The organism is Thiobacillus sp. (assembly GCF_013693775.1).
Classification (GTDB): domain Bacteria; phylum Pseudomonadota; class Gammaproteobacteria; order Burkholderiales; family Thiobacillaceae; genus Thiobacillus.
The window spans coordinates 3,286,939-3,299,582 of sequence record NZ_CP059257.1 but is presented as its reverse complement, the minus strand read 5'-3'; the positions used below and the strand labels follow the sequence as shown (position 1 = coordinate 3,299,582).

Annotated in this window: 9 protein-coding genes; 4 read left to right on the top strand and 5 right to left on the bottom strand. The window is 63.0% G+C overall.

Going from position 1 to position 12,644, the window contains the following annotated elements; translation table 11 throughout:
- Positions 1 to 3: 3 nt before the first annotated feature.
- Genes HZY77_RS16310 through HZY77_RS16300 form a run of 3 tightly spaced genes read left to right on the top strand, consistent with a single transcriptional unit; the run spans position 4 to position 2,421 of the window.
- On the top strand, positions 4 to 675 hold the full coding sequence (locus tag HZY77_RS16310) for a YecA family protein (RefSeq protein WP_296817089.1): 672 nt from the start codon (positions 4 to 6) through the stop codon (positions 673 to 675).
- A gap of 34 nt (positions 676 to 709) precedes the next feature.
- Positions 710 to 1,402, top strand: a complete 693-nt coding sequence (locus tag HZY77_RS16305; protein ID WP_296817085.1) for an HAD family hydrolase — start codon at positions 710 to 712, stop codon at positions 1,400 to 1,402.
- Positions 1,403 to 1,413: 11 nt separating this feature from the next.
- Positions 1,414 to 2,421: a PDC sensor domain-containing protein gene (locus tag HZY77_RS16300; RefSeq protein ID WP_296817082.1), complete on the top strand. Its 1,008-nt coding sequence runs from the start codon at positions 1,414 to 1,416 to the stop codon at positions 2,419 to 2,421.
- On the opposite strand, the gene HZY77_RS16295 is transcribed toward HZY77_RS16300, so the two are convergent.
- From HZY77_RS16295 to HZY77_RS16275, 5 genes are all read right to left on the bottom strand, one after another.
- On the bottom strand, positions 2,312 to 5,551 hold the full coding sequence (locus tag HZY77_RS16295) for a CusA/CzcA family heavy metal efflux RND transporter (protein ID WP_296817079.1): 3,240 nt from the start codon (positions 5,549 to 5,551) through the stop codon (positions 2,312 to 2,314). The two genes, HZY77_RS16300 and HZY77_RS16295, sit on opposite strands and share 110 nt — an antisense overlap.
- 14 nt (positions 5,552 to 5,565) lie before the next feature.
- Positions 5,566 to 6,960: an efflux RND transporter periplasmic adaptor subunit gene (locus HZY77_RS16290; protein ID WP_296817076.1), complete on the bottom strand. Its 1,395-nt coding sequence runs from the start codon at positions 6,958 to 6,960 to the stop codon at positions 5,566 to 5,568.
- Positions 6,961 to 7,013: 53 nt separating this feature from the next.
- Positions 7,014 to 8,030: a multicopper oxidase domain-containing protein gene (locus HZY77_RS16285; protein WP_296817073.1), complete on the bottom strand. Its 1,017-nt coding sequence runs from the start codon at positions 8,028 to 8,030 to the stop codon at positions 7,014 to 7,016.
- 17 nt (positions 8,031 to 8,047) lie between these two features.
- Positions 8,048 to 9,070 (bottom strand): multicopper oxidase domain-containing protein, encoded by a 1,023-nt coding sequence (locus HZY77_RS16280; RefSeq protein ID WP_296817069.1) that lies wholly within the window; start codon positions 9,068 to 9,070, stop codon positions 8,048 to 8,050.
- A 225-nt stretch (positions 9,071 to 9,295) separates the two neighbouring features.
- Positions 9,296 to 9,985 carry an Rrf2 family transcriptional regulator gene (locus HZY77_RS16275; RefSeq protein WP_296817066.1) on the bottom strand — a complete coding sequence of 230 codons (690 nt, stop codon included), beginning with the start codon at positions 9,983 to 9,985 and terminating at the stop codon, positions 9,296 to 9,298.
- A gap of 235 nt (positions 9,986 to 10,220) precedes the next feature.
- On the opposite strand from HZY77_RS16275, the gene HZY77_RS16270 reads away from it, so the two are divergent.
- Positions 10,221 to 12,506: a nitric-oxide reductase large subunit gene (locus tag HZY77_RS16270; protein WP_296817064.1), complete on the top strand. Its 2,286-nt coding sequence runs from the start codon at positions 10,221 to 10,223 to the stop codon at positions 12,504 to 12,506.
- The last annotated feature ends 138 nt before the right edge of the window (positions 12,507 to 12,644 follow it).

Sequence of the window (12,644 nt, the reverse complement as noted above, 5' to 3'; positions counted from 1 at the left end):
AACATGTCCGCACCCCAATCCCCCTACGCTCGGCTGAGCGACGATGAGATCGCTGCCCTGGCCGATCTGGTCGACCTCATCGACGAGCGTACCGACGTCCCGGTCTCGCTCGAAGGCCTGGACGGCTTCGTCACGGCGCTGACCTGCAGCCCGCGCGCCATTCCGCCCGAAGAGTATTTCCCGGTACTGTTCGATCGCGACGACGGCCTGGATGCGATATTCGAGGACGAGGCCGACATGGCGCGGTTCCTGGCGCTGTTCGAGCGCCGCCGCAACGAGATCGCCCGTGCGCTCGCCGCCCCGATCGAAGACCTCACCGACCCCAGGGCGCTGTCGCCGCTGATCATGGACTGGAACGGGCTGCTGGCCGAACTGCCGCCCGCCGAAGCCGGACGCTTGAAGGCGGCCGGCATCCCCTATGCCCAGTTGTGGGCTGCCGGTTTTCTGCTTGTCGTGGAGCACTGGGAAGCCGATTGGAACTTACCGGTGGACAGCAAGGACGAAGCCTTCGTCGACGAGGTGCTCGACCCGTTCTACGTGCTGGCCGCACCGCTCGACGAACTCAGCCCTGAAGAGCGGGCCATCCGCCGCGAGGACCATGTTGCCCTCGCCGTCTGGGGCGCCTACGAACTGCGCGAATTCTGGCTCGACCGCGGTCAAGCCCCGCGCGCCTGAATTCCTGTCATTTGAACCTGCTAACGTCTATCCGATGAATCTCGTCCTATTCGATCTCGACAACACCCTGCTCGCCGGCGACTCCGACTACGAATGGGGGCAGTTCCTCATCGCCAAGGGCGTGGTCGACGGCGCGCACTACGAAGCCAAGAACCGCGCCTTCTACGAAGACTACAAGGCCGGGCAGCTCGACATCTATGCCTTCCTCGCCTTCGCCCTGCGGCCGCTTGCCACCCATACGCGCGCGCAACTCGACGCCTGGCATGCCGAATACATGGAGACGCGCATCCGGCCGATGATCACCCAGGCCGCGCGCGACCTGGTCAACAAGCATCTGGATAGCGCGGACCTGGTCGCCGTCATCACTGCTACCAACAGCTTCGTCACCGGGCCGATCGCGAAGGAATTCGGGATTCCGCACCTGATCGCCACCGACCCCGAGGAAATCGACGGCCGCTTCACCGGCGAAGTCGCCGGCACGCCGTGTTTCCGCGAAGGCAAGGTCGTCCGTCTCGAGCAGTTCCTCGAAGCCCGCGGCACGCGGCTGGACTGCCTCACCACCAGCTGGTTCTACAGCGATTCGCTCAACGACCTGCCGCTGCTGGAGAAAGTCCGGCATCCCGTTGCCGTCGACCCCGATGCCACGCTGCGCGCGCACGCCGAAGCCAGGAACTGGCCGGTGATCTCGCTACGCCCTCCGTCCCTGCAAGAACACATGCACCCATAGGCTACACACGCATGCACATCATCATCCCGGACCGATCTCCCCTGTCTGCTCCGTCCACGCTGGCCGAAAGCGTCGCCCAGCAGCGCAACGCCCTCGCCAACCTTCTGCGCGAACCGCTGGCGCTGGCGGCACAGGCATGCAGCCGGGCCTGGCCCAGCCGGGCCGGCCTCAACGCCGCGCTGACGCACGCCCTGAACGGGCTGCCTGCCTGCAAATATATGTATGCGCTGGATACTCACGCCCTGCAGCTCAGTGACAACATCAGCCATGCCGGCCTGATCGAGACGGACTACGGGCGCGACCGCTCCGATCGCCCCTACATGAACGAAGCGGTACCGAACCAGGGTTTCCTCCTGTCGCAGGCCTACATCAGCCTGCGGGCCAGGCGGCCATCGCTGACCGCGATCCAGATCGTGCGCGACGATGACGACCAGGTGCTCGGTTTCGTCGGTGCCGATTTCGACCTGCGCGACCTGCCGATCACCGCCAAGCTCTACAACGAGCCCACCGACTGGCGGCAGATCAAGGGCGACCCGGCCATCCGCGGCGCGGTATTCCATCAGACCCGCAGCGACAGCCAGATGGATCTAAGCCTCGATACCGTGCTGGGCGTGATGGAGGAACTGATGACCGACCGCGGCGTGTTCCACGGCAAGCTGCACTTCTCCAGCAGCCGCGCCACAATCTGGCTGGTCGACGACCCTTATCGCTACCGTCTGCTGGATATCGACGCGTTGACCGACCCCGACACCTGTCTCAGTTATCCGCGCCGTCCCTACCCGGACGATGCGGTGGTGCCCAAGGACAAGATACGCCCGGTCCTGGACACCCTGCGCGCGCTGCGCTTCATGGACGAAACCTTCTACCTGCGTGCGGGTTCGCTCAATATCTTCAACGGCATGGTCGGCCTCACCTTCTCGTGCGACGGCTCGCATTACCTGCCGTGGGACGAGTTCCTGAGCAAAGGCCACGATTTCTGGGTGGCGAGCAATCCGACAGGGCCGAGCTGTCCGGTCTGAGAAAACGGGCTTCCGGCTCAGCGGCTGGATGGCAGCATTTTTCATGCCAATACGCATAGGCGACCGGAATCAGGATCAGCGACAGAAGGGCGGCCGATACCATGCCGCCGACCAGCGGAGCGGCGATGCGCTTCATCACGTCCGTCCCTGCGCCCTGGCCCAGAAGAATCGGCAGCAGACCCGCAATGATGACGGACACGGTCATGGCCTTGGGCCGGATGCGTAACAAGGCCCCTTCCACGATGGCCTGATGCAGGGACGCGCGGTCCTGAAGCACTCCCGCGCGTTGCGACCGGTCTATCGCATTGTCGAGATACAGCAGCATGACCACGCCGAACTCGGCGGCCACGCCGGCGAGCGCGATGAACCCCACGGCCACCGCCACCGAAAACTGGTAGCCCAGGGCGTAGACGAGCCAGAAACCGCCCACCAGCGCAAGCGGCAGGCACGCCATCACCAGCACGACCTTGCCGAAATGGCGGAAATGCAGGTACAGCAACAGAAGCACCAGAATGAATGTAAGCGGCACCACCCATTGCAGCCGCTCCTTCGCATGCTGAAGATGAATGTATTGGCCGTCCCATTGGATGGCATAGCCCGGCGGCAACGGGACGGACCGTTCCACTGCATCGCGGGCCGCCGCGACGTAACCGCCGAGGTCGCCGCTTGCGATATCGACATAGACATAGCCGACCAGTCGCCCGTTTTCGCTCTTGATCTCGTCGGGACCATCGGCAATGCTCAGCTTCGCAATCTCGCCCAGCGGCACCTGCATGCCGGCAGGCGTGGTGACCCGGCTTGCCGCCAGGGCGTCGAGCGAATCGCGGTAGCCGCGCGGGTAGCGCAAATTGATGGAGAAACGCTCGCGTCCGTCGACGACCGTACCGACATCCTCGCCCCCGATCGCGCCCTGAACCAGATTCTGTACGTTCGCGATGCTCACACCGTAGCGCGCGGCCTGGGCACGATCCACCTGGATGTCGATGTAGCGCCCGCGCGTCACGCGTTCGGCGAACACCGTGCGGGTACCGGGCACCTCGCGGACGACGGCTTCGATCTTCTGCGCGAGATCGACGATGCCATCAAGCTCGGGGCCGGTGATCTTGACGCCGACGGCGGTGCGGATGCCGGTGGACAGCATGTCGATGCGGGTACGAATGGGATAACCCCAGGCGTTGGTGAGACCGGGCAGGTTGACGGTCCGGTCGAGCTTGTGGATGACGTCCTCGACCGTTTCGCCGGGCGGCCACTGCTCGCGCGGCTTCAGGAGTATGGTCGTCTCCAGCATGGACAGCGGCGCCGGGTCGGTGGCGGACTCGGCGCGGCCGGCCTTGCCGAACACGCGATCGACCTCCGGCAGGGTGCGGATCAGGCGGTCCGTGATCTGCAGAACGTTGGCTGCCTCGTCGATGGACAGGCCCGGCAGGGTGGTGGGCATATACAGCAGGTCGCCTTCGTACAGCGGCGGCATGAATTCGCTGCCGGTCCTGCTCACCGGCCACGCGATGCTGGCGAGCGCCAGTGCGGAGATCAGCAGCGTGGCGATGGGTCGCCGTAGCGCGAACAGCAGGAGCGGCCGGTAAAGCCGATGCAGGACACGGTTGACCGGATTGCCACGCTCCGGGGCGATGCGCCCGCGGATCAGATAACCCATCAGCACCGGCATCAGGGTAACCGCCAGCGCCGCGCTGGCCGCCATGGCATAGGTCTTGGTGTAGGCAAGCGGTGCGAACAGCTTGCCTTCCTGGCCGGTGAGGGTCAGTACGGGAAGAAAGGAAACGGTGATGACTAGCAACGAGAAAAACAGCGCGGGACCAACTTCCACGGCGCTCCTGCGCACCACTTCCCAACGGTCACAAGCTTCGTCCGCATGCTCCAGGTGCTTGTGCAAGTTCTCGACCATGACGATAGCGGCGTCGACCATGGCACCGATGGCGATGGCGATGCCGCCCAGCGACATGATGTTGGCGGTGACGCCTTGCGCCTGCATGACAATGAAGGCCGCGAGGACGCCAAGCGGCAGCGTCACCACGGCCACCAGGGACGACCGAAGACGAAGCAGGAAGAGCAGGCAGACGAGGGCGACCACAAGCGACTCTTCCACCAGCTTGGTCCTCAAGGTCCGGACGGCGCGTTCGATCAGCCCGGAACGATCGTAGGTCGTGACCAGTTCCACGCCGGCGGGCAGCCCTTTCCGCAATTCCTGCAAACGCTGCTTGACGCGTTGCAGGGTGTCCAGCGCATTCTCGCCGTAGCGCATGATCACGATGCCGCCGGTCACTTCGCCTTCGCCATCGAGATCCGCCACGCCACGCCGCGCTTGCGGGCCGGTCTGGATATGCGCCACGTCGCCGAGGGTCACGGGCACGCCCCGCGCATCGACGCTGAGCGGAATGGACGCGAAATCCTGCTCCGACCTCAGGTAGCCACGCATGCGCACCATGTACTCGGCATGGCCCATTTCGAGCACGGAGCCACCGGTCTCGGCGTTGTTGGCGCGCACCGCATCCCCGATTTGCTGCAGGCTCAATCCGTAGTGCGCCAGGCGGTTGGGATCGACTTCAATCTGGAACTGCCGCACCATGCCGCCAACGCTCGCCACCTCGGCCACGCCCGGTACGCTCTGCAACTCGTACTTCAGGAAAAANTCCTGGACTGCGCGCAACCGATCGGGATCGTACCGGTGCCCCCGATCCACCAGCGCATATTCGAATATCCAGCCCACGCCCGACGCGTCGGGGCCCAGCGACGGCCTCACCCCGGCAGGCAGTTGCGGCTGGGCCTGGGCCAGATATTCCAGTACCCGGCTTCGCGCCCAGTAGGGATCGGTTCCTTCCTTGAAAAGGACATAGAGAAAGGATTGGCCGAACAGGGAGAAACCGCGCACGGCGGTGGATTTCGGTACCGAGAGCAAGGCGCTCGCGAGCGGATAGGTCACCTGATCTTCCACCGTTTGCGGCGACTGCCCGGCATAGGGCGTCTGGATGATGACCTGGACGTCCGACAGGTCGGGAATGGCATCGAGCGCCATGTGGCGCGCGCTGTATACGCCCCAAACGGCGACCAGACACGCGGTCAGCAGCACCAGCATGCGATTGCGCAGCGACCATTCGATCAGACGGACGACCATCCCGCTTCGGCCGCTCAGCGTGCCGGTGCCGCGGGGGCATGCATGCGCTGCACGGAGTCGGCGATCGACGCGGCAGCGTCCATCAGGAACTGGCCGTTGACCGCCACCTGGTCACCGTCCGCAAGTCCGTCGCGGATGGCGATGCGGTCCGTGTCCTCGATGCCGATCACCACCCGGGTCGGCATGAAGTGCCCNCTGCCCATCGCACGCATCACGAAATCGCCGTGCCCGGTCCGCATCACGGCAGTTTTCGGAACGGCCAGGACGTGGCGCGGCAGGGCATGGATGGTCACCTTCGCGTATTCGCCCAGATTCGGCGCGCGTTTCAGGTCTACCGGCATGCGCACCCGCAGCGTACGCGTGGCGTCGTCCACCAGCGGATTGAGTCCGCTCAATCGCGCCGTGACCGTGTCGCCGTCGTCGAATACCATGCTCACGCCGTCACCCGTCTTCACCCACGAAAGCTGGTCGGGATAGAGCACGATCTCGATCTGGGCGTGCGACGCGTCGACGCAATCCAGAATTTCGGTCATGGGCGCCACCGTCATGCCCGGCCGTCCCAGTATGTTCTGCACCACGCAGGCGCGCGGCGCACGCACCGGCACGGCTAGAAAGGCTTTCTCCGTGCGCGTGAGCTGCGCCAGCATCCCGTCGGTCAGTCCGATCTGCTGCAGGCGCAGCTTCAGACGTTCGCGATCGCGCTCCCAAGGCTGCAGGAGCGACCAGAGCTGTTCCTCGCTCTGACTGACTTCGCGTTCGACCCGCTCGCGAGCGGACGGCTCGAGTGCATGCGCCTGCTCCAACTTGAGCCGGTTCTGCGCGCGACGTTCCCTCGCCATTTTGAGAGTGGGCTCGCCACGGCGCAGGATGTCGACATATTCGTACTGCAGATTGAGGGCATCCGGCGAACTGACCTCGTACAGGATCTCGCCACGGGCGATGCGCTGCCCGATGCGGCTCACGTTCAGCCTAGTCAACAACCCGCCCACATTGGGTGTAATGCGCAAGACCGCGTCTTCGTCGGGAACCAGGATTCCATAGGTGGAGATATCGTGCGCAAGGACTGCCGGTGCGGCGGCGGCGAGTTGCACACCGAGTTTCTGCTGCGTGGCCGTATCGACGTGAATCTGGCTCGCGCTGCTGCCGTCCGCATTTTTCACCGCAACCAGATCCATGCCGCAGATCGGACAGGTGCCGGGGTGGTCCTGGACGATATGCGAATGCATCGGGCAGACGTAGACGGGTTGCGCGGCAATCGCCCGGTCTATCGGTGACGCTATTTCCTCGATAGCAGGGGAAGATGCCAGGTGTCCCCGTCCGAGCCAGAACCCTGTTCCCCCGGCCACCAGGGCGATCAGCAAGAGAAAAGCCGCCTTCTTCATGTAGGGCAGGACTGTGATTACCGGCATGCCGCCTCGGGCAGCAGAAAATAAGGGGGCGCGAAGCCCTCGTTACAGATCGGTCAGGCGACCGTGATACGCGTCTTCGCCGTCCCCAGCACCGCACCGGTACGCCAGTGGAAGAACTGGACGGTCACCGTCCAGGTGCCTCGGCTGGTCGGCTTGATGATGCAGTCGTAGCGCTCCGCCGAGTGCGCCTCGATGGCGCCGGTGTTCCACGCTGCGGGCAACGGACGGCCGTCCGAAGCGACCACGCTGGCAGTCAAGCCGCCGAAGCTGATCTTCTGCGGATAGAAGCCTGCGCAGATGTAGCGCACCAGCAGGGTCTGCCCCAGGGTCATGTTCACCGCCACGGCCGGATTGGTCAGCGCCGAACTCGCACCGTCCACGCCGGTGATGATGAAATACCTCGGGTTGAGGTTGTTCAATCCGACATCGCCGCCACAGGTGCCCGCATACCAGGGCAGGGTATGCCAGTTGGGATCGATCTCGTCACACGCCCAGATGGCCTCGACATCGTATTTGGGTCCGTTGTAAAANGCCCGTTTGGTGCCCGCGGGGTCGCCGGGCGTCGGTTTGGGGTCGACGATCAGCGCGCCATACATGCCCATCTCCGCATGCAGGGGTGTATTCACGTGGCAGTGATAAAAGTAGGTGCCTGCATGCTGCGGCCGCCATTGATAGGTATAGGTGCCGCCCGTCACGTCCCAGGACAGATGGCCTACGCCGTCGTTCTCGGTGCTGGGTTCGATGCCGTGATGATGGATGGTGTGCATCCACATCATGTTTACGGACAACGCCGTATGCACGATCTGCCCTTCGGTGACGCGTATGGCCGGCGAAGGAAAGGAACCGCCCCCATCTGATCGCCGCCGGCGCCCCGCCGCCGCCGGCNNGGCCAGATCGGTGAAGCCCCAGATCGTTACCGAGTTGCCGTCGTCGAAACGCATCGAACCATTCATGTAGATACCGCGCTGGAACAGCACATCGGGTGTCACGAATCCCGGCGTCGCCGGTGCACCCGGATACACATAGCACGCGTTGCCCATTCCACCGCCACCACCGCCGTTCATTCCCATGTCGATCTCCTGAGTTTTTATTTGAATACGATGTCGGTCATTGCGCCGAACAGGTACATGCCCCCGCCCGCCGTCTGCGACATCTCGTCATGCAGGTGCATGGGGAAGTGACCGGTCGTCACGGGAGGATAGGCATCAGGCGGTGCTTCGAATGGATAGATGGCGTCGATCTTGCCGAGCTGATTGCGCAGATACAGCACGTCCTTCTTCCAGACCGAACCGCGTACCGTTCCACGGTCGGTCAGCCATTCCATATGGTTGGCATGGGTATGGACGGCGTGGGAGCACATCCCCGCATTCAACATGCGGATCAAGGTGCGATCTCCCACACTGCCGGCGAGTTGAGTCTCGGGATTGGCCATCGCATCCCGGCTTGGATCATCGAATCCGACGGCCCCGGGAGGCAGGGAAGTCTGGCCATTGATGGTGAAATAGCGCGGGGTGAAACTGGTGGGAACCGTGGTGCCGTGTTGCACCGCGCTGTTGAGGGCCGGATCGATATCGTTGAAAACCCAGAACAGCTGTTTCACGAATGTCGGACTGCCTGAATAAAGCTGGTTGCTGCTCCCTGCCGGCATGATCGCCAGTCCGCCATGAAGGCCGAGGAACACGTTGTAACTGGTCTTGTTGTCGTAGAACAGATAGGAACCCGCCTTGCCGGTCGGGATGGTGTAGGTGATGGTCTTGCTGCCGCCGCCGGCAATGTCGCCGCTGCTGACCAGAGGAGGGTCGCCCGCCTTGAGGCCGCCTATGACGAAGTTGTGCGTGACGGCGAGGCGGTTGATGATGGTGATTTCCAGCGTATCGCCTTCCTGGCAGACGATCGGCGTGGCCGGCACATTGAGGTCGGCGGACGAATCGCTGAATCCCTTGATGTAGACCGAGACGCCATCCGGCATGGTATGCGTGCCGGCGGTGATATACAGCGTCTTGCTGATGGTTGCCGCCTCGGAACGTGGCGCCCACGTCAACAAACCCGCCCCCGACACCAGACTGGCAAACCCGGCCGTCCCGGCCTTCAGGAATCCTCTTCTCTCCATTTATCTCCTCCTTCGTTTTTGGCATGACGCCGATCCAGCATTGCAAAGGCAAATCCCTGTGCCGATTGCCGGTCGTCGGCAGACACGCGGGGCAGCCCCGATGGGGCGAGAGGGAAGAAGAAGACGTATCGAGTGCCGTGGAAATTGCAGCGTGACGCCAGGCCGGTCCTCACTCCTTCTTGGCATTTTTTTGTTTATTGTTGTTGTTATTACAATCAAGTTAATTTATTGAGCCCGGATTCTTGAATTTTTAAAACCCGATTGGCCATGGTTAATTCCAACCACCAGGGGCCGTCGTTTTAAACCGGTGGCGTGCAACACCCTGGGAACCAAGGCGATCACCCAGGACATGGCACCTGCCCATGCCGGCAGAATCCATCTACGTACCAATGAAACCCGGCCCGCTATTTTCGTGCAGGGACCGCACGAGAATAGCGGGCCTGTCAGTCGATCTTTTTTCTTTTTTATCCGCGGATACACACGTATCGTAGCCCGCGTTTTCTTATCGGCAGGCCGGCGCTTGGTCAATGTCGCCAGCGTCACCTTGTCCAGCTTGGACAGATAGGCTGCCGTCGCCGATTGCAACACGTCTTTGAGCGCGCACGCGGGTGAATACAGGCATTGGTTGCCGGATGGGTCGAAGCACTCGGCCATGTTGAAATCGGTTTCGGTATTGCGCACCACCTCCCCGATGTTGATATCGGCCGGTTCGCGATTCAAACGCAAGCCTCCATTACGGCCGCGCACCGTCTCGACCATGCCGGTCAGTCCCAGTTGGTACACCACCTTCATCAGATGGTTTTTCGAAATCCCGTGTACGTCCGCAATCTCGGAAATCGTCACCAGCCTGTCGCGGTGACTGGCGAGATACATCAGCGTACGCAGCGCATAGTCGGTGTAGACAGTCAGTCTCATGGCAGCAGCATCCTGTAATAGGTCAACCCGCTATCGACCAGCTCATCCGCAGTAAACACGTACTTAATTACATGTGTTTGCAACCTGGCGGCCGGCCACGCGCCCAGTGTTGCATGAATACATCATAACAAATCGATCTGAAGATATTTTTATTTGCATACTTTAATCATGTATGTAATATACATCTTAATAACCCGTTTTCTTGTAGCCCCTTCGCTCAGAAAGGAAATTCGCCATGAATGCCACACGCAAGCTCTGGACCTGGCTGGCCATCATCTGTGTCGCGTCCTTCGCCGCCCTCGGCTGGGTCGGCACGGAAATCTACCTCAAGGCCCCACCCATCCCTCAANAGGTCGTCAGCGCCAGCGGCAACCTGATCTTCACCGCCGACCAGATTCAGCAGGGCCAGCAGGCCTGGCTATCGGCCGGAGGCCAGCAGATGGGCACCGTCTGGGGCCACGGCAGTTACCTCGCCCCCGACTGGTCGGCCGACTGGCTGCATCGCGAAGCGCTGGCGCTGCGCGAAATATGGGCGCAGCGGGATTACGGGTTGCCCTTCGCGCAATTGAACGTGGGGCAGCAGGGCCAGGTGAACAGCCTGCTGAAAGTTGAAATGCGGCACAACGCATACAGCAGTGCCAACGCCACGCTCACGGTGTCCGACGACCGGGCTGCCGCAATACGCCAGGTGGTATCGCACTATCGCGGCCTGTTCGGCCATGAGAGCACGCTCGACACCCTGCGTACCCAATACGCCATGGCGACCGACTCGATACCCGACCAGGCCGACCGCCAGGCATTGACCGCCTTCTTCTTCTGGACCGCCTGGGCCGCCACCACCGACCGGCCCGGCGAAACCGACCTGAGCTATACCAGCAACTGGCCGCACGAGCCGCTGGTCGGCAATACGCCCACCGCGACCATCGGCATCTGGTCGATCGCCAGCGTGATCCTCATGATTGCGGCCATCGCCGGCATGATTTTCTTCCATGGCCGCCACAAGGAAGAAGACGACCCGGTCCCGCCCAAGTCCGACCCGCTGTTCGACCTCAAGCCCACGCCCTCGATGAAAGCCACCAAGAAGTATTTCTTCGTGGTGATCGGCCTCATCCTGGCGCAGGTGGGCATGGGCATCCTCACCGCGCACTACGCGGTGGAAGGCAACAGCTTCTTCGGCATCCCGCTGGGCGAGATCCTGCCTTTCACGGTCAGCCGCACCATCCATACCCAGTTTGCGGTCCTGTGGATCGCCACTGCCTGGCTGGCCACCGGTCTGTATATCGCCCCCGCCATCTCCGGGCATGAACCACGGTTCCAGAAACTGGGCGTGGACGTGCTCTTCTATGCCCTCCTGTTCATCGTGGTCGGCTCCACCGTCACGGGCTGGCTCGGATCGCTGCAACACCTCGGCACCAGCTTCAGTTTCTGGATCGGCAACCAGGGACTGGAATTCACCAGCATGGGCCGGGTGTGGCAGATCCTGCTGTTCATCGGCCTGCTGTTCTGGGCGACCCTGCTCGGTCGCGGTCTCTGGCCCGCCCTGAGGAAACCGTCCGAAAGCCGCGGCCTGATCGCGATGGTGTTCCTGGCCGCGCTGTGCATCGGCGGTTTCTATGCCACTTCGCTGACCTGGGGCCCGCACACCCATTATTCGATGATCGAGTACTGGCGCTGGTGGCTGGTCCACCTGTGGGTCGAGGGCTTCTTCGAGGTCTTCGCCACCGCCGTCATCGCCCTGCTGTTCACGCGCCTTGGCCTGATCCGCGCCGCGACCGCCAACAGCGCGATCGTGCTGGAGACCATCGTGTTCCTGTTCGGCGGCATCCTCGGCACGCTGCACCACTTGTATTTCACCGGCACGCCGACCCACGTGATCGCCATCGGCGCCATGTTCTCGGCGCTGGAAGTGGTCCCACTCGCCATGATCGGGACGGAGGCCTACCGTAACTACCAGCGTTCGCAATCCGCCCCCTGGGTCCAGTCGTACAAATGGGCGATCCTCAGCTTCATTGCGGTGGGTTTCTGGAACGTGGTCGGCGCCGGCTTGCTGGGGTTTTCCATCAACACGCCCATCGCGCTGTACTACATGCAGGGCATGAACATGACGGCCGCCCACGGCCACGCCGCCCTGTTCGGCGTGTATGGCATGCTGGGGATCGGCCTGCTGCTGTTCTGCCTGCGCGGTCTGAGCGATCGCCACGCCTGGTCGGACGCCCTGCTGAAACCCATGTTCTGGTCGCTGAACATCGGCCTCGCCATGATGGTGTTCATGTCGCTGGTACCGGCCGGCCTCTACCAGGCATGGGCCAGCGTCAGCCACGGTGTCTGGTTTGCCCGCTCCCCGGAAGTGGTGCATTCGACGCTGATGGAAGCCTTCGTCTGGCTGCGCGTACCGGGTGACGTCGTGTTCTCGATTGGCGTGCTCTTCCTGACCCTGTTTGCGGTGCGGTTGCTGAGGGGCGGCAAACGCGTCCAGCTTGCGCCGCGCAGCACCGGCGTGGCACAGGCGTCCAAACCCTGACCCGGCCGATGCGAAAGCCTGTCCGCGACAGGCACGGCCCGACCCGTCTGGGGCACGAAACGCCCGGGCGGGTCGGGTCGCGCCCGGCGACTGCGTCGCATGGACGGCCAACGGTTTGTACCCCTCCCGCACAATCTG

Excerpts from the sequence above, each read along its gene's own strand:
- HZY77_RS16275 (WP_296817066.1), bottom strand. The coding sequence starts at position 9,985 with ATGAGACTGACTGTCTACACCGACTATGCGCTGCGTACGCTGATGTAT.
- HZY77_RS16310 (WP_296817089.1), top strand. The coding sequence starts at position 4 with ATGTCCGCACCCCAATCCCCCTACGCTCGGCTGAGCGACGATGAGATC.
- HZY77_RS16305 (WP_296817085.1), top strand. The coding sequence starts at position 710 with ATGAATCTCGTCCTATTCGATCTCGACAACACCCTGCTCGCCGGCGAC.
- HZY77_RS16300 (WP_296817082.1), top strand. The coding sequence starts at position 1,414 with ATGCACATCATCATCCCGGACCGATCTCCCCTGTCTGCTCCGTCCACG.
- HZY77_RS16280 (WP_296817069.1), bottom strand. The coding sequence starts at position 9,070 with ATGGAGAGAAGAGGATTCCTGAAGGCCGGGACGGCCGGGTTTGCCAGT.